This is a genomic window from Bradyrhizobium sp. B097, assembly GCF_038957035.1.
In the GTDB taxonomy this organism is placed as follows: Bacteria; Pseudomonadota; Alphaproteobacteria; order Rhizobiales; family Xanthobacteraceae; genus Bradyrhizobium.
Genome location: NZ_CP152412.1, coordinates 8,883,594 through 8,900,785 on the forward strand (window position 1 = coordinate 8,883,594; position 17,192 = coordinate 8,900,785).

Annotated in this window: 18 protein-coding genes; 6 read left to right on the forward strand and 12 right to left on the reverse strand. The window is 65.0% G+C overall.

Annotated elements, in window-relative coordinates; all coding sequences use genetic code 11:
- Positions 1-191: 191 nt before the first annotated feature.
- The gene (locus AAFG07_RS40880; RefSeq protein WP_342725201.1) at positions 192-1,067 is read left to right on the forward strand and encodes a sulfurtransferase; all 876 of its coding nucleotides are present in this window, start codon (positions 192-194) and stop codon (positions 1,065-1,067) included.
- A gap of 199 nt (positions 1,068-1,266) precedes the next feature.
- Here the strand turns inward: AAFG07_RS40880 and AAFG07_RS40885 are convergent, their stop codons facing one another.
- Positions 1,267-2,223: a DMT family transporter gene (locus AAFG07_RS40885; protein WP_342725202.1), complete on the reverse strand. Its 957-nt coding sequence runs from the start codon at positions 2,221-2,223 to the stop codon at positions 1,267-1,269.
- Between the two features lie 245 nt (positions 2,224-2,468).
- Positions 2,469-2,957 carry a transcriptional repressor gene (locus AAFG07_RS40890; protein ID WP_026191999.1) on the reverse strand — a complete coding sequence of 163 codons (489 nt, stop codon included), beginning with the start codon at positions 2,955-2,957 and terminating at the stop codon, positions 2,469-2,471.
- Between the two features lie 187 nt (positions 2,958-3,144).
- Here AAFG07_RS40890 and AAFG07_RS40895 point away from each other — a divergent pair, with 187 nt between their 5' ends.
- From AAFG07_RS40895 to AAFG07_RS40910, 4 genes are all read left to right on the forward strand, one after another.
- Positions 3,145-3,627 carry a MarR family transcriptional regulator gene (locus AAFG07_RS40895; protein ID WP_212312011.1) on the forward strand — a complete coding sequence of 161 codons (483 nt, stop codon included), beginning with the start codon at positions 3,145-3,147 and terminating at the stop codon, positions 3,625-3,627.
- On the forward strand, positions 3,620-4,795 hold the full coding sequence (locus AAFG07_RS40900) for an HlyD family secretion protein (protein WP_342725203.1): 1,176 nt from the start codon (positions 3,620-3,622) through the stop codon (positions 4,793-4,795). Before AAFG07_RS40895 ends, AAFG07_RS40900 begins: the two co-directional genes overlap by 8 nt.
- Before the next feature lie 198 nt (positions 4,796-4,993).
- Positions 4,994-6,550 (forward strand): MDR family MFS transporter, encoded by a 1,557-nt coding sequence (locus tag AAFG07_RS40905; protein ID WP_342725204.1) that lies wholly within the window; start codon positions 4,994-4,996, stop codon positions 6,548-6,550.
- Between the two features lie 288 nt (positions 6,551-6,838).
- A complete protein-coding gene (locus AAFG07_RS40910; protein ID WP_342725205.1) occupies positions 6,839-8,149 on the forward strand; it encodes an ABC transporter substrate-binding protein in 1,311 nt (436 codons plus the stop codon).
- Positions 8,150-8,341: 192 nt separating this feature from the next.
- Here AAFG07_RS40910 and AAFG07_RS40915 read toward each other — a convergent pair whose 3' ends face one another.
- From AAFG07_RS40915 to AAFG07_RS40930, 4 genes are all read right to left on the reverse strand, one after another.
- Positions 8,342-9,511 (reverse strand): Gfo/Idh/MocA family oxidoreductase, encoded by a 1,170-nt coding sequence (locus tag AAFG07_RS40915; protein WP_342725206.1) that lies wholly within the window; start codon positions 9,509-9,511, stop codon positions 8,342-8,344.
- Between the two features lie 101 nt (positions 9,512-9,612).
- On the reverse strand, positions 9,613-10,146 hold the full coding sequence (locus tag AAFG07_RS40920; protein ID WP_342725207.1) for an ester cyclase: 534 nt from the start codon (positions 10,144-10,146) through the stop codon (positions 9,613-9,615).
- Positions 10,139-10,528: a VOC family protein gene (locus tag AAFG07_RS40925; protein WP_342725208.1), complete on the reverse strand. Its 390-nt coding sequence runs from the start codon at positions 10,526-10,528 to the stop codon at positions 10,139-10,141. Before AAFG07_RS40925 ends, AAFG07_RS40920 begins: the two co-directional genes overlap by 8 nt.
- Positions 10,529-10,543: 15 nt before the next feature.
- The gene (locus AAFG07_RS40930; protein ID WP_342725209.1) at positions 10,544-11,566 is read right to left on the reverse strand and encodes a polysaccharide deacetylase family protein; all 1,023 of its coding nucleotides are present in this window, start codon (positions 11,564-11,566) and stop codon (positions 10,544-10,546) included.
- 99 nt (positions 11,567-11,665) lie between these two features.
- Here AAFG07_RS40930 and AAFG07_RS40935 point away from each other — a divergent pair, with 99 nt between their 5' ends.
- Positions 11,666-12,574 (forward strand): LysR family transcriptional regulator, encoded by a 909-nt coding sequence (locus AAFG07_RS40935; RefSeq protein ID WP_342725210.1) that lies wholly within the window; start codon positions 11,666-11,668, stop codon positions 12,572-12,574.
- Here the strand turns inward: AAFG07_RS40935 and AAFG07_RS40940 are convergent.
- The 6 genes from AAFG07_RS40940 to pcaF form a co-directional block, all read right to left on the reverse strand.
- A complete protein-coding gene (locus tag AAFG07_RS40940) occupies positions 12,553-13,407 on the reverse strand; it encodes a shikimate dehydrogenase (protein ID WP_342725211.1) in 855 nt (284 codons plus the stop codon). The two genes, AAFG07_RS40935 and AAFG07_RS40940, sit on opposite strands and share 22 nt — an antisense overlap.
- A 20-nt stretch (positions 13,408-13,427) precedes the next feature.
- The gene (locus AAFG07_RS40945; RefSeq protein WP_342725212.1) at positions 13,428-13,892 is read right to left on the reverse strand and encodes an SRPBCC domain-containing protein; all 465 of its coding nucleotides are present in this window, start codon (positions 13,890-13,892) and stop codon (positions 13,428-13,430) included.
- 10 nt (positions 13,893-13,902) lie between these two features.
- Positions 13,903-14,226, reverse strand: a complete 324-nt coding sequence (locus tag AAFG07_RS40950; protein WP_173640060.1) for a metalloregulator ArsR/SmtB family transcription factor — start codon at positions 14,224-14,226, stop codon at positions 13,903-13,905.
- A gap of 145 nt (positions 14,227-14,371) precedes the next feature.
- Positions 14,372-14,974, reverse strand: coding sequence for a protocatechuate 3,4-dioxygenase subunit alpha (gene pcaG / locus AAFG07_RS40955; protein WP_342725213.1), 603 nt, complete (start codon positions 14,972-14,974; stop codon positions 14,372-14,374).
- Entirely contained in the window at positions 14,975-15,676 is a 702-nt protein-coding gene (gene pcaH / locus AAFG07_RS40960) for a protocatechuate 3,4-dioxygenase subunit beta (protein ID WP_342725214.1), read from the reverse strand. It abuts the gene before it with no gap.
- 105 nt (positions 15,677-15,781) lie between these two features.
- Positions 15,782-16,990: a 3-oxoadipyl-CoA thiolase gene (gene pcaF, locus AAFG07_RS40965; protein WP_342725215.1), complete on the reverse strand. Its 1,209-nt coding sequence runs from the start codon at positions 16,988-16,990 to the stop codon at positions 15,782-15,784.
- Positions 16,991-17,192: the final 202 nt, after the last annotated feature.

Genomic DNA, 17,192 nt, shown 5'->3' on the forward strand with positions numbered 1-17,192 from the left:
GCCATGCAGCGGCGTCCTGCATGGACAGCTATATTGGGCCGAATTGGGGTGAATCAAAGGGCAAAGTGACAGCTTTTCATGTGATCCGGCGGACTCCTTACGGTTTGAGCATGATCTTTCCGAAAAACCGGTACCCACTTTTTCGGATCATGCTCTAGCATCCCCTTAAGATCATTCCGGGAGGGCGCGACATGGCCGGCCATAGCGAGCTGATCACCACGGCGGAACTTGCCGACATCCTGACCCGCCCCGAGCTGCGCCTGTTCGACTGCACGACCTATCTGGAGCCGGCCCCCGCCGGCAGCAACGTTCCCTATATTGTCGTCTCTGGCCGCCAGACCTTCGAGGCCGGCCACCTCCCCGGCGCGAATTTCCTCGATCTGCAGGCCGAGTTCTCCGACCCCCGCACTGAGCTGCGCTTCATGATGCCGCCGACGGCCCAGCTCGAGGCCGCGTTCGGCCGCCACGGCATTTCGGCGGGCAGCCGCGTGGTGCTCTATTCGATCGGCACGGCGATGTGGGCGACGCGGTTCTGGTGGATGCTGCATTCGCTCGGCTTCGACGGAGCCGCGGTGCTCGACGGCGGCATCGACAAATGGACCGCCGAGGGACGCGACATCGAGACCGGGCTTGCCGGCGGCTATCCGCAGGCGACGTTCTCGGCGCGGCCGAAGGACGGCATGTTCGTCGGCAAGCGCGACGTGCTCGCCGCGACCACAGAGCGCGACACCGTGATCGTCAATGCGCTCGGCCCGCAATTCTACAAGGGACTGGAGCCAAGCCGTTATGGCCGGCCCGGCCGCATCCCCGGCAGCGTCAGCGTGCCGGCGGCAACCTTGATCGATCCCAAGGGCAAGACGTTCGTGCCGCTTGCGGAGGCGGAAGCGACCTTCGCCGCGCAAGGCATCACCAGGGACAAGCGCGTCGTCGCCTATTGCGGCGGCGGCATCTCCGCGACCATCGACCTGTTCCAGCTGCATCGGCTCGGCTACGACAATCTCACGCTCTATGACGGCTCGATGGGCGAATGGGCGAAGGATGAGTCGCTGCCGATCGAGGTCGGGTAGCGGAAAAGAAGCGGGACTCTCTCCACGGGTCGTCCCTGCGAAAGCAGGGACCCATACGCCGCGGCGAGTGTTGTGAACGGGATTCGACGTTCCACCATCGCTCACCAATAACCATTCGTGGCTATGGGTCCCTGCTTTCGCAGGGACGACAGTGAGTTTGTTGCGCCGTTGGCGAGCCAAACATCGCGATCTCAAACTCTCACGCCGGAACGTTCGGATCCGGCGTCACCTTCGGGTCGGGCTTGTTGACGAGATAGAGGCCGGCGATCACCAGCAGCGCGGCGACGCCGAACACCGGCGTCAGCGTGTCGTGCATGATGAAATAGGCCGCGACCACGCCGAACAGCGGCGTGACGAAGGTGAAGGCCGACAGCTTGCTCGCCGAATAAGTCTTCACCATCGCAAACCAAATGACAAAAGTGCAGCCCACCACCCAGACCGCCTGATAGGCGAGCAGCGAGATCGACAGCGCGCTCGGCACGTGGTCGATGCGCTCGCCGGCGATCCAGGCTGCGAGGCCGAGAATCGGAATCGAGATTGCGACCTGGTAGCCGAGCGCCTTTTCCGGCGCGGCCTTGCGCAGCTGCGTGCCCTTGGCGACCAGCGTGGTCGCCGCCCACAGCGCGCCGCCGCCGACCACCATGAGGTCGCCGAGCAGCACCTTGGCATCGACGTTCGGCTGCGGCACGCCGATCGCGAGCGCGACGCCGGCAAAACTCAGCGCCAGCCCGCTCCACTGCACGGTCGAGAGACGCTCGCCGAGGAATTGATGCGAGCCGAGCGCGACGAAGAACGGCGCGGTGTAAAGGAAGACCGAGGCGCGCGACGCCGAGGTGAAGGTGAGGCCAGTGAAGATCAGCACGAACTCGCAGCCGAACATCAGCCCGGCGATCACACCCGGCAGCAGCGTGCCGTCGCGCTCGAAGAATTTGACGCCGCGCAGGCGGCCGACGATCAGCATCACCGGCAGCGCGCCTGAGGAGCGGATCAGCGCCTGCAGCATCGGCGGCACATCGGGTAGCGCGAGCTTCACCGCGAGCTGGTTGAAGCCCCAGCTCACGCACAGCATCAGCATCAATGCGATGGCGCCGGGCGGCAGCCCATGGCCGACGCTGACGGGCCTCGTGACGCTGGCGGAGATCGCTTGGGTCGACATGTTTCCTCGCGGGCCGGCTTGCTGCCGTGTTGTTGTTCTATTGAGATGAGTAGCTCAGACGCTCACCGCTGGCCTCACCTCTCCCGCTTGCGGGGGAGGTCGCTGCGCTCGAAGAGCGCAGCGGGTGGGGGCTCTCTCCACAATGCGACTCGTGGAGAGAGCCCCCACCCCAGCCCTCCCCCGCAAGCGGGAGAGGGAGCAGAGCGCCTTTGCCGTTAAGCGTTCGCCTCAATCGCATCCGCGCATCACGTCTTCTGGCAATGCGCGCAGGTGCCGGCGATCTCGACGACGGAGAGTTTCGGGATGAAGCCCGACGCCCGCGCCGCCGCGGTCAGGCTTTGCGCGACCGGGGCGGCGGGGATCTCGCCGACCGAGCCGCAATGGTCGCAGATCAGGAACGCCACCATTGAGGTCTCGTCATGATCGTGCGCGCAGGCGAGGAAGGCGTTGCGGCTCTCGATGCGGTGAACGAGGCCGTTCTCCATCAAGAAGTCGAGCGCGCGATAGACGGTAATCGGTGCCGGGCGCGGCATCGTCTTGGCCAGCTCGTCGATCACCTCATAGGCGCCGAGCGGCCGATGGCTCGACAGCAGCGCCTGCAGCACCTGACGCCGGATCGGGGTGAATTTCTGGCCGCGCCGCGCGCACACCTGTTCGGCATGCGCCATCGCGTCCGCGGCGCAGCGGCCGTGATCGTGGTCGGGGGCAGGAAATGTCGGCTTGGCCAGGCTCATTGCCCTCATATGTAGCATTCTTGCGCCGGTTCCCATAGCCCGGCCCAGCCCAATACCGCCGCCCAATACCCGAAGCCCATCCCTCACCGCCTTGCAGCCATGTGCGCCATGCGGAGCAGCCTCGCGTTAACCCGGCATGCAGAATTCATAAGCAAGCTTATTATATTGCAAGCTTATGGAGACAGCATTGATGCGCAGTTCCGTGGACGCGAACTTCATGTTTACGCTCGGCGAATTGTTCCGGCTGATCCGCGTCTACGCTGACAAGGAGGCCGCGCGCTATGGCATCACCCGTGCGCAATGGGCCGTGCTGTCGAAGGTGGAACGCCAGGAAGGGCTGAAGCAGACCGAGCTCGCCGAGCTGCTCGAGATGCAGCCGATCACCCTGACGCGGCTGATCGACAAGCTCTGCGACAATGACTGGATCGAGCGCCGCAGCGACGAGAACGATCGCCGCGTCAACCGCCTCTATCTGAAGAAGGCCGCGCGCCCGCTGCTCGGCAAGCTGGCTGGCCTGCGCTCCGAACTCACCGCGACCGCGCTCGAGGGCATCAGCCCCGCTGATGCGCATCGCCTGCTCACTCAATTGGAATCGATCAAGGAAAACGTTCGCAATGCCATCCAAAACCCAGCCGGCGAACCCTCCCGAAAGGAACAACGCTATGGCTGAACCCGTCCTCAAGCTGGCCCCCGAACAGAAGAGCAATCCGGGCGTATCAGCGCCGTCGGGCAAGGCGAGCCGCGCGCCGCGCCGTCGGCTGATGGCGGGCCTGCGGCGCTATCGCCGGGTGCTGCTGCTCGTCGTGCTGCCGATCGTGGCGGTGATCGTCGGCGGCGTGTTCTATCTCAATGGCGGCCGCTATGTCGGCACCGACGATGCCTATGTCGGCGCGCAGAAGGTGCTGATCACGCCGGAAATCTCCGGCAAGATCGACAAGATCGTCGTGAAGGAAGGCCAGCACGTCAGGAAGGGCGACGAGCTGTTCGAGATCGATCCGGTGCCGTTCCGCCTCGCGGTCGACCAGGCCAAGGCGGCACTCGACCAGACCAGGACCACCTATGACAATCTGGTCGACAACATCAAGATCAACACCAGGATGCTCGAATTCGCCCAGCAAAGCATCGAACTGAAGAAGAAGGACGTCGATCGCAAATCGACGCTCGCCAAGCAGAATTTCGGCTCGCAGCTCGACCTCGACAACGCCGCCAACGCGCAGGTCACGGCCGAGAGCCTGGCGCAATACATCAGGCAGCAGATCTCCAACGCCAAGACCCAGCTGCTCGGTGATGTCGATTTGCCGATCGAGCGATTCCCGCCCTACGCCCAGGCCAAGGCCAAGCTCGACGACGCCCAGCGCAACCTCGATCACACCGTGCTGCGCGCGCCGATGGACGGCGTGGCGACTCAGGTCGACCAGATCCAGCTCGGCCGCTTCGTCGCCGCGGGCGCGCCGGTGTTTTCCGTGATCGATGTCGACCATCCCTGGGTCGACGCCAATCCGAAGGAAAGCGACTTCACCTATGTCGCGGTCGGCCAGCCGGTGACGCTCGACGTCGACGCGTTCCCGAACCATGAATTCAAGGGCAAGATCGGCTCGCTGTCGCCCGGCACCGGCGCGCAGTTCGCGATCCTGCCGCCGCAGAACGCCACCGGCAACTTCGTCAAGGTGGTGCAGCGGGTGCCGGTGCGGATCTACTTCGACGAGAACGATCCGTTCGTGAAGAAGCTGAAGGCCGGCATGAGCGTCTACGCGACGATCGACACCAACCACCGCCGCACGCTGGCCGGCCTGCTCGGGCTGCGCTCAGCCTCCGCGCACCCGGACCATCAGGACTAGGGGCGGAATGAGATTAGGCCGAACTGGCGGCCGCGAAAATAGTGCGCCCCCTCTCCCGCTTGCGGGGGAGGGTCGGGGTGGGGGCTCTCTCCACGAGTCACGTTGTGGAGATAGCCCCCACCCGGCGCTACGCGCCGACCTCCCCCGCAAGCGGGAGAGGTGACCTCCGACACATTCGACAAAGCGAGACCGACCTGAATGAATGCACCGTCACCATCCGCCGTGCCCGGCCTGCGCCGGAACATGGTGACGATCTGCGCGATGACCGCGACGATCATGCAGGCGCTCGACACCACGATCGCCAACGTCGCGCTGCCCTATATGCAGGGCTCGCTGTCGGCCTCGCAGGACCAGATCAACTGGGTGCTGACCTCCTACATCGTCGCGGCCGCGATCATGACCGCGCCGGTGGGCTGGATCGCCAACCGCTTCGGCCGCAAGCGCATCTTCATCATCTGCTCGGCCGGCTTCACCGTCGCCTCGGTGTTCTGCGGCCTGGCGCAGGACATCAACCAGATGGTGCTGTTCCGCCTGTTGCAGGGCGTGTTCGGCGCGGCGCTGGTGCCGCTGTCGCAGGCCGTGATGCTCGATTCCTACGCGCTGCATGAGCGCGCCAAGGCGATGTCGATCTGGGGCATGGGCGTGATGATGGGTCCGATCATGGGCCCCTCGCTCGGCGCCTGGCTGACCGAGACCTATTCCTGGCACTGGGTATTCTTCGTCAATCTGCCGTTCGGCGCCTTCACCGTGCTCGGCCTCGCGGTGTTCATGGACGAGACCAGGCAGGACCACGCGCTGCGCTTCGACTGGTTCGGCTTCGGCGCGCTCGCGGTCGCGATCGGCGCGCTGCAGCTCGCGCTCGACCGCGGCGAGCAGCTCGGCTGGCTGGAATCCAACGAGATCATGATCGAGTTCATTGTGGCGGCGGTCGGCGCCTACTTCTTCTTCGCCCATTCGCTGACCACCGACAAGCCGTTCATCCAGTTCGCGATCTTCAAGGACCGCAATTTCCTCGGCGGCGTCGTGTTCATGACGGTGATGGGTCTCGTGCTGTATTCGACCATGGCGCTGTCCTCACCGTATCTGCAGAACGTGGTCGGCTATCCGATCATCACCGCCGGCCTGTTGCTGGCGACCCGCGGCGCCGGCACCTTCGTCGCGATGATGCTGGTCGGCCGCCTGATGCGCTACATCGAGGCGCGCACGCTGATCGTCTCCGGCCTGGCACTGACCGCAGCGTCGCTGTTCCAGATGACCGGCTGGACCGACATGACGCAGGCGAGCGAGATCATCGTCGTCAGCGTGATCCAGGGCTTCGGCTTCGGCCTCGTCTTCGTGCCGCTGTCGACCGTGGCGTTCCTGACCCTGCCCAACCAGCTGCGTACCGACGGCACCTCGATGCTGACGCTGTTCCGTAACGTCGCGAGCTCGATCGGCATCTCGATCGTGATCGCGCAGCTCACCGAAGGCGGGCGGCGGATCTACGCAAAACTGTCGGAGCAGATCAATCCGTTCAACCACGCGCTGCAGATGCCCGACGTCTCAGGCATGATCAACCTCAACACCGACGCCGGCCGCGCGATGGCCGACAGGATGGTGGCGGCGCAGTCGCAGATCATCGCATTCTCGCACGATTACCAGCTGGTGATGCTGTTCATCCTGGTCTCGATCCCGCTCGCGCTGATGATCGGCTCGACCAAGGCCACGTTGCGCGCGCAGTCGGCGCCGCCGGATCATGCCGCGGTGATGGAGTAGGTTCTCGCTTCCCTGCGCTTCGATCGCACTCGCTAACCGCGCTATTGATGTCATCGCCCGGCTTGACCGGGCGATCCAGTACGCCGCGGCCTATCGGCTCAAGCACTGCTGTCTCTGGAATACTGGATCGCCCGGTCAAGCCGGGCGATGACAGTTTTCAATGCGGCCACCCCTCCGAAAGCGCAAGACGCCGCAGCCGCAATCGCGTTGACTTTCCGGCGCCTCCTCCCAATACTTCGCAAAAAACAAATACCCGTCACAACAATGACGGCTTCAGGGGAGGACGCGATGCCGACTTCACGCAGGACGCTGCTGAAGAGTTCAGCGGCTGCCGCCGCTGCTTTCAGCTTCGATTGGACGCGCGCGCAGGCGCAGGCCGAGACGGTCCGGATCGGCGTGATCTACGACCTGACCGGTCCGTTTGCCGCCGGCGGCTCGGTCGCCTCCTCGATCGGCACGCAGATCGCGATCGATCTCGTCAACGAGAAGGGCGGCGTCGGCGGCAAGTACAAGATCGCGCCGGTCAACGTCGATTCCCAAAGCAAGCCGGATGTCGCGATCAACGAGGCCAATCGCCTGATCGATCAGGAGAAGGTCGATATCCTCAACGGCGTGTTCGCGAGCTCGCACGCGGTGCCGCTCGCCGCCAAGGTCGAGCAGCAGAAGCGGATCCTCTGGATCACGACCGCGGTCTCGACCGCGGTGTTCAAGGACAAGAACCTGCAATACGTGTTCCGCGCCCAGATCCATTCCGACCAGTACGGCCAGGCCTTCGGCGGCTTCCTCGGCGAGCACGCCAAGGCCAGGCTCGGCATGGAGCCGAAGGACGTCAAGGTCGCGCTGATCCATGAGGACGGTCCCTACGGCGTCGGCGTTGCCGCCGCGGATGAGACCTTCGCGAAGGAAGCCGGGTTGCAGGTCGTGCTCAAGGAAGGCTATTCGGCCTCCGCGCCCGATCTCTCCGTGCTGGTGACCAAATTGAAGCGCGCCAAGGCCGACATCATCTCGCACGCCGGCTACAACCCGGACATCACGCTGTTCCTGCGCCAGGCGCGCGAGAGCGGACTGAAGTTCAAGATGCTGTTCGGCGCCGGCGCGGGCTACAGCCAGCTCGACAAGCTGCGCACGACGTTCGGCGCCGACATCGACAATTTCTGCAACATCGACCCCGTTCCGGCGCAGCTGCTCGATCCAGCCAAGCTGGCGCCGGGGGTCGGCGATCTCACCAAGGTGATGGTCGCGCGCTATCGCGAGAAGACCAGCGCCACCGAAGTGCCGCCGCACTGCTCGATGGGCTTCAACCAGACCTGGGTGCTGCTCAACAATGTGCTGCCGGTCGCCAAGGAGAAATATGGCGGCTTCGATCCCGAGGCGATCCGCAAGGCCGCGCTCGACGTCGACATCCCGCCGGGCGGCACCATCCAGGGCTATGGCGTAAAATTCTATCCCCCGGGCACGCCGATGTCCGGCCAGAACGAGCGCTCGACGCCAGTCGTGATGCAGAACGCCGCCGAGCGCATCACCGTGGTGTGGCCGACCAACATCCGGACGCAGGACCCGGTATTCCCGCTGCCGAAGGGCTCGGTGTACGGGGCGTAGAGTTCGACCTCCTGCAGCACGTTGGGAGCTCAGTCCCGTCATCCTGAGGTGCGAGCGGAGCGAGCCTCGAAGGATCGACGGCCCGGCTGGTGGCCGTCGACCCTTCGAGACGCGCGCAAGAGCGCGCTCCTCAGGGTGACGGGTCTGGCATAGGCGCGTTTGCGACAAGGGGAATCTCGGTGTTGTCCGAACCTACAACACCACCCGCCGCCCCTCATCCGCCGCCCAATAGCCGGCGTAATTCACCTTCGTCGTCTCGAACGCCAGCGCAAGGTCGGCGAGCGGCGCGCGGCCGGTTGCGACGCATTCCATGAAATCCTGGATCTCCTGCAGGTAGCCGCGGGTCCATTCCTCCTCGAGGCAGACGTACTGCCAGCCGGTTTTGCGGTCGACCTTCTCGGTGATGTAGACGGAGGCAAGCTTCTCCTCCGAGGTCTGGTAGCTCACGAGATGCGTGTTCGGCGTGATGTTGGCGAACAGCGAGCCGCCTGAGGTGTAGGTCTCGATCAGATTGCGCACGCCGCCCATGATCATGTCGCCGGAGAACACCGTCGCCTTGGTGCCGTCGGAGAAGGTCGCGGTCAGCGTGCCCCAATCCTCGACGTCGACCGGATTGGCCTTGATATAGGCGCGCTCCCCGGGCTTGAGACCGGCGGTGACGTTGCCGACATCGCAGGTGACGCTGGCAACGTGTATCGCCTCGCCGCGCGCGCGGGCCTCGACCTGCTTGAGATAGAGCACGGTCGACAGCGGATGGCAGCCCATCCGGATCAGCGAGCCGCCGCCGGTCATCGCCCACTCCGCGGCGTGCGCGGCATGCGAGCCGGAATGGCTCTCCTCGCCCTTCATGAACAGGATCTTGTCGCCCGTGGCGCGGATGATCTCCGCGGTCTTGGTCACCGCGGGTGCGTAGATCCAGTCCTCGGCATACATGAACAGTTTTCCGCTGCGCTCGATCGCGGCGCGGGTCTGCTCCATCTCCTCCATCACGCGCCGGTACATCAGCGCCTTCGGGACATGTTTGCCGATCGGCGCCTTGTCGCCGTCGCGCCCGAAATAGCCGCTGAACGGCTTCTCGCAGATCACGTGCTTGCCGGCCTGCATCGCCTCGACGATCATCGCGGCATGCAGGTTGGGCGGCGTGCAGATGTCGATGACGTCGATATCAGCGTCGGCAACCAGCTCGGCAAAGCTGCGATAGGCGTTCGAGATTCCGTGCTTGCGCGCGAACTCGACCACATGATCGCCGCGCGCCGCGACCGCCCTCACCTCGACATCGACGCCATAGACCCGCCGATAGGCGTACATATGCAGCTCCGACACGAAGCCGCAGCCGGCCAGACCGATCCTGATTTTTGTCATGGAGGATGCCTCTGAAGTCGCGGGGACAGGCACCCATCATAGCGGAGCGGCACGGCCGGTCGATGCATCCGGCGGCAGAAAAGCGTCTGCCGCCGCGTCCGTCACTGCGCAAGCTTGGCGACGCCCATCTTGGAGAGCAGGGTCAGATTGTCCTCGATATGCCAGTTGTCGGTGACGCGGCCGCCGGTGACCTTGAGCAGATCGGTAGCGATGAAATCGATCGCCTGGCCGCTGCCCTTGGTCGCGCCGAAGCTGCCGGTGAAATGGCCGCGGAACTGCATGTGCACGGTGACGTAGTCGCCGGCCACGATCATCTTGATCACTTCGACCGAGAGGTCCGGCACTGCGGCACGGAAATTCTTCGACGCGAAGGCCGGGCCTTGCGGTCCCTGCGGACGGCCGGCCGGCAAGGTGTGGTCGACGAAATTATCCGCGATCGCGGCCTTGAGCGCAGCCTCGTCGCCGCTGTTCCAGAACTGGTAGAACGCCTTTGCTGCGGCGACGGCGGCATCGCGTTCGGCTGCAGGGACGGTGGTTGCGACGACGAGATCGTCGATCTTCACCGCGTCGGCGCGTGCGGGCGCTGCGAGCAGCACGCAGATAGCCAAGGCTGTGGCGGCCAGAACATTACGCATTGTCGTTGCTCCTCATTGCGGCCGCGCGCTCGCGAAACACCAGTTCGAGCAGGATGCCCGTCGGCGTGCGGACAAACAACCGGCGCTCGCCGAGCTCCGGCAGGTCCATCGTCGAATAAGGAATGGCGAGCGTCTCGATCTTGTGGCGATAGGCGTCATAGCCTTCCAGCCGGAAGCCGACATGGTCGATGGTTTCGCCGCGTGGATCGTTGCGAGTGCCCTCGCCCGGGATCAGATGCACCACGGGTTCGCCGTCGGCATAGAGCCAGTAACCGGGAAAGGCGAAGCCGGGGCGATAGCCCGGCTTCACGTCGAGGAGATTCTCGAGGAAGGCACGGGTGCCTTCCAGATCGCTGGTGCGCAGGGTGACATGGTCGAGCATCGATGCCTCCCGCGATCAGGCCGACGGTCCGGGCAGTCCGGTCACGCCGGGCGCGCCGCGCTGGATCACCGGCGTATTGGCGCGGTTGGCAAGCGCATAGCGTGCGATCTCGTCCTTGCGCGCGAACCAGACGTCGCCCTTGCTCTTCGCGTAGGACAGGAAGCGATCGAGCACCCGCGCCCGGCCGGCATGACCGGAGATGCGGTCGTGCAGGCTGATCACCATCATCCGCCGCCGCTTCGCGCCCTCTTCATAGAGCTGGTCGAACTCGTCCTTCAGCGCCTGCTCATAGGCGGCCGGATTCCAGCCCTGGAACGGAAACGAAACGATGTCGTTCATGTGCATCGTGTAGGGCACGGTGACGAAATCCTTGCCGCGCACCGGCACGATGAAGGGCTCGTCATGGCTCGGCTCGTCGATGTGATAGAGGAAGCCGAGATCCTGCAACGTCTCCAGGATGTGGACCGAGTTGCGCATCCAGTACGCGTTCCAGCCGATCGGCGTCTGCCCGGTGATCTTCTGGATCGTCTCGACGCTGTCGGCGATGAAGCGCTTCTCCTGATCCTTCGGCAGCTGATACGAGTTGCTCCAGATCCGGCCATGCGCGGCCGCCTCATGACCGCGACGCACGATCTCCTTGGCGATGTCGGGCGAGGTCTCGACCGCCTTGCCGATCATGAAGGACGACAGCTTGATGCCGTGCTTGTCCATCAGATCGAGCAGGCGCGGGATGCCTTCGTAATGGCCGTAGGCGAAGAACGCGTTGGTCGGCAGATCGGGCACGCCCTTCTCGATCGGATCGGGAATGACGCCGCCGGCGCCGGAGATCGGCTGACCGCCGCCTTCGAACATCAGGGACAGGCTGACCGCGAGGCGCGCGCCGTTTGGCCAGAAGCCGCCGCCATTCGACGCGATCTGGGCATCGGATGCAGCTTTGGCCGGCTGCGCCGCGGCGGTGAGCCCGGCGGCGGCAAGGGCGCCGGCGGCAGTGACGGCCTGAAGGGTTTCGCGGCGGCTAAGATGGGAAGAGTGGGTCATGGCTGATCTCCTTGTTGATGGAAATCAGCGTATTCTCTTTCCGTATGGAGTATTATCCTGCATATATTGGATATATTCTCTACTTTTTGGAAACAATCCATGCTTGACGATATCACCGAGCTCCGGACCTTCGCCAAGATTGTCACCACGGGCAGCCTGTCCGCCGCCGGTCGCGAGATGGGCATCGCGCTTAGCGTCGTCAGCAAGCGGCTCGCGACTCTGGAAAGGCGGACCGACACCAGCCTGATCGTGCGCAGCACGCGTCACCTCGCGCTCACCGAGGAGGGACAAAGGCTGTTCGACCGGGCACAGCGCATCCTCGCCGAGGTTGATGAAGCGGAAGCCGCGCTGGCGCACGGCCGCGTCGAGCCGCAGGGCGTGCTGCGGGTCAGCGCGACGGTCGCGCTCGGTCGCGCCCATGTCAGTCCGGTCTGCCGCGATCTCGCGCTGACCTATCCGAAGATGTCGGTCGAGCTGATGCTCACGGACCGCCTCGTCGAATTGATCGACGAGCGCATCGACGTCGTGATCCGCATCGGCATGCCGCGCGACTCCGACCTGATCATGCGCAAGCTGATCGACAACCACCGCATCGTCGCCGCGTCACCGGGCTATCTCGCGCGACACGGCGCGCCGGCCTCGCCCGAGGATCTCACACAGCATGATTGCCTGCTCTACAACAGAGGCGCGCAGGCACGGTGGCGGCTGGTGCACAGCGACGGCCGCGCCGCCGAGATCGAGGTGTCGTCGCGGCTGCGCTGCGACAATGGCGAGGTCGCGCATGACTGGGCGCTCGACGGCGCCGGCCTGATCTTGAAGAGCTGGGTCGATGTCGCGCCCGACCTCGCATCCGGACGCCTGGTGCAGGTGCTGCCGGAGTGGCGCAGCGATCCCGCACCGGTCTGCGCACTGTACGCGCAGGGACGCCAGATGCCGACACGCGCGCGGTTGTTCCTCGACGCCATCTCGAAGCGGATGGCCGCGTTTCAGGTCGCTGGCGGCGCGTAGCGCGCGGCCATCACGGCGTCGAACGCATTTGCCATCGCGGCATGCGGCGGGGTTAATCCCGTGAACAGCTTGAATGCATCGGCCGAGGCGTTGATCGCGAGGTCCCGTCCGGTCAGGACGCTTGCGCCTTTGGCCTTTGCTGCTGTCAGCAGCGGCGTCCAGAGCGGCGTGTAGACCGCGTCGGCGACCCACATCGAGCGATGCAGCAGCGCATCCGGCACCGGCGTGTCGCGACTCGGCAGCATGCCGACCGGCGTTGCATTGACAAGACCTGTGGCGCCGTCCGCCGCGCTCGCGACGCTGGCGGCGTGGACCGCGTGGCGATCCCGCAACTGGGCCGCAAGCTGCGTCGCCTTGGCAGCATCGGCGTCGAAGATCCTGATCCCGGCGACGCCGAGGCCGGCGAGCGCAAAGGCGATCGCCTTGCCGACGCCGCCAGCACCGATCAGCGCGATCGGGCCGCGCGGCGTTGACGCAAGCAGCGGCTGGATCGCACGCGCAAACCCCGTCGCATCGGTGTTGTGCCCGACCAGCCGCGCTCCACTGGCGACGATGGTGTTGACCGCACCGATCGCGCGCGCATCCGGCGCGAGGTCATCGAGCAGATCGACGACCGCCTCCTTGTAGGGAAAGGTGACGTTGACGCCGGCAAAGCCGAGCCGCCGGACGCCCTCCAGCATCGCCCGCAGATCGTCGCGCCCGGCGCCCTGCACCTCGATGAGCTGGTAGTGAGCGTGAACGCCGAGCACGGCGGCCGCCTGCTCGTGCATCGCAGGCGCCGCCGAATGCGCGATCGGATACCCGATCAGACCGGTCAGGAAACGATCGCGCATTGTCCCTCACGTCAGTGTGCTCAGCTCATGCGGTCGAGCCGAGCATAGCTGTCTTCCATGCCGTGCTCCATGCCGGTCGCGAGCATCGCCGCGCGCGTCTCGGCATCGGGCAAGGTCATCCGCATGGTCATCACGGTGCCGCTGCCGTCGGGCGCGAACCGTGTCTCGACATGATTGTCCGGCGTCGGGTCCGGCAGATGCATGCGCTCGACATGCACGATACGGCTGAACGGTTCGAGTTCGACATATTCGCCGGTCAGATGAAAGCCGCCGCCCTTGCCGTCGGTCCATTCGTAGCGGATCTTGCCGCCGGGCCTGAGATCGCTGACGCAGACCGGCATGGTCCAGCCTTCCGGGCCGAGCAGCCACTTCTGCAACAGCGCCGGCTCGGTATGCGCGCGATACACCGCCTCGGGCGGCGCGACGAAGCGCCTGGTGACAACGATAGTGCGGTCGCCTTCGGTCTTCAGCGTCAACTTGCTCATGGGATACCCTTCACTTCTCAGGCTTCATGGCGGCCAGCACTCCGTCCAGCCGGTCGTAATTGGTTTCCAGCGCCCGCCGCAGCATGCCGAGCCATTGATCGATCTCGGCGACCGCCGTCGGCGCCAGCCGGCACGGCCGCTTGGTGCCTTCAACGCGCCGCACGATCAGGCCCGCGCCCTCGAGCACCTTGAGGTGGCGGGAGATCGCGGGCTGGGTCATCTCGAACGGCTCGACCAGCTCCATCACCGTCGCTTCACCCAGCGCGAGACGTGCCAGGATCGCCCGGCGGGTCGGGTCGGCGAGCGCGGAGAAGGCGGCGTCGAGGTTGGGCATGCTTCATCTCGTTTCAGTTATATAACTAACTTGCTATATAACCGATCATGCATAGTCAAGCGAAATCCGCTGCGGCAAGGGCGCGCAGCGGATTTGGGTCGTCCCTTCAATGCTGGATTTGCGCGCCGCCGGGCGCGGTCAGCGGCTAGACGTCGAAGAACACCGTCTCGTTGTCGCCCTGCAGATGGACGTCGAACGTGTAGGTGTTGCCCGCACCGGCCTTGCGCTTTGCAATCAGCGTGACGCGGCGATCGGCCGGCACCAATGCAAGCACAGGATCGCCGGCGTTGCCGGCTTCGTCGTCGAAATAGATCCGGGTGTAGAGGTGCAGCAGCATGCCGCGCGCGAACACCGCGAGCACGATGTGCGGCGCCTGCGGCTTGCCGTCGGCGTCAGGCACCACGCCCGGCTTGATGGTGTCGAAGGCGTAACCACCGCTCTTGTCGGTGCCACAGCGGCCAAAACCCTTGAAGGAGGAGTTCGGCAGCGCGCGCGCATCCTGCGGATCGGAGAAGCGCCCCTGGCTATCTGCCTGCCAGATCTCCAGCATGCAGTCCGGGATCACCGCGCCGTCGCCGTCGTAGACGGTGCCCTCGACGCGGATGCGCTCGCCCGAGACGTCTGATGTCAGCAGGTTGTTGGTGAAGGCGTCGTTCCATTCATACTCGCCGTTCGGCGTCAGGCCGTATTTGAAATAGGGGCCGACGGTCTGCGAGGGCGTGATTCCATCAGGACGCTGGTTCGACACTTACTTGGTCTCCATCGGCGTGGCGCTCTGGCCGCGCAGCACGATATCGAAGCGGTAGCACAGCGCCCATTCCGGTTGGGTGTTCTCGAGATCGAACGACGAGATCATCCGCGCCCGCGCCTTCTCATCCGTCACCGAGTTGAAGATCGGGTCGAACGGGAACAGCGGATCGCCGGGGAAGTACATCTGCGTCACCAGCCGCGAGACGAAGGAATGCCCGAACACCGAGAAGTGGATATGCGCGGGCCGCCAGGCATTGTGGTGATTGCCCCAAGGGTACGCGCCGGGCTTGATGGTAATGAACTTGTAATAGCCTTGCGCATCACTCTGCGTGCGGCCGGCACCGGTGAAATTCGGATCGAGCGGCGCCGGATGCTGGTCGACGACATGGATGTAGCGGCCGCAGGCATTGGCTTGCCACAGCTCGACCAGCGTATTGGGCACACCGCGGCCGTCCTCGTCGCGCACGTGGCCATGCACGATGATGCGCTCGCCGAGCGGCTCGCCCTTGGCCTGGATGGTGAGATCGTTGTCGTGCTCGCGCACCGTCTCGTGGCCATAGACCGGCCCGGTCAATTCCGAGAGCGTGTGCCGCATCGGGATCAGCGGCTTCTGCGGCGAGCGCTTCACGGTGGAGCGATAGTCCGGCGACAGCCGCGCCGGATGGGCCGCAAGCGATTGCAGCGGATACAACAAGGTCATGGCGAATTCCTCCGCGGCCCGCGCGCCCCGCGAGCCCACATCAGATCATTATAATGCATAACCAAATTGGGGAAGGGTTGTTTTCAGCCCTTCCAAGTTGTTGGATTAGTTTAGCTTTTCGATGGCGACCGCGACGCCCTGGCCGACCCCGACGCACATAGTTGCCAAGGCAAGCTTCCCGCCCCGCTTCTCCATGCCGTGCACGGCAGTCAGCACCAGCCGCGCGCCGCTCATGCCGAGCGGATGGCCGAGCGCGATCGCGCCGCCATGCGGATTGACGAAATCGGCGTCTTCCTTGACGCCGAGCTGGCGCAGGCAGGCGATGCCCTGCGAGGCGAAGGCCTCGTTGAGCTCGATCAGGTCGAAGTCCGACACCTTGATGCCGAGACGCTCGACCAGCTTCCTGGTCGCCGGCACCGGGCCGATGCCCATGATGCGCGGCGGCACCGCGGCCGAGGCGAGGCCGAGGATCTTTGCGCGCGGGGTCAGGCCGTGCTTCTTCACAGCGGCCTCGGATGCGAGGATCATCGCAGCGGCGCCGTCATTGACGCCCGACGCATTGCCCGCGGTGACCGTGCCCGGATTGCGCACGATCGGCTTCAGCTTGGCGAGAGCTTCGAGCGTGGTCTCCGGCCGCGGATGCTCGTCCTTGTCGACGGTGATCGGACCGGCCTTGCCGCCGGGTACCTGGATCGGCACGATCTCCTCGGCGAAATAGCCCGACGCGATCGCCGCGCCCGCGCGCTGCTGCGAGCGGATCGCCATCGCATCCTGATCGGCGCGCGAGACCTGGAATTCCTCGGCGACGTTCTCGCCGGTCTCCGGCATCGCATCGACGCCGTACTGCGCCTTCATCAACGGATTGATGAAGCGCCAGCCGATCGTGGTGTCGTAGATATCGGACGAGCGCGAGAAGGCTTCCGCGGCCTTGCCCATCACGAACGGCGCGCGTGTCATCGATTCGACGCCGCCTGCGATCGCAAAATCGATCTCGCCGGCGCGGATCGCGCGGCCCGCGGCGCCGACCGCGTCGAGGCCGGAGGCGCAGAGCCGGTTCAGGGTCTGGCCGGGAACCGACTCCGGCATGCCGGCGAGCAGGAGTGCCATGCGCGCGACGTTGCGGTTGTCCTCGCCGGCCTGGTTGGCGCAGCCGAAATAGACCTCGTCGACCTGATTCCAGTCGAGCGTCGGATGTTTGGCCATCAGCGCCTTGATCGGGGCCGCCGCGAGATCGTCGGCGCGCACCTTGGCGAGCGAACCGCCGAAACGGCCGATCGGTGTCCGGACGGCATCGCAAATGAACACATCACGCATTGAATCTCTCCCTGAATGCCGCGACTTAGGCGCTGGATCGGCTGGAACTTGGGGGGAGTTTTAGGAGCGTGCCCGCGGCAGGTCAATTGACGTGGCTGCGCGCCCTGCACGCATTACCGTGAGGGCTGTCATAATGGCACCGTGGACAGGGTGGAAAACTCCACCTTCGCGGATAGGACCGCATGGCGAAATTCTGTAGTTT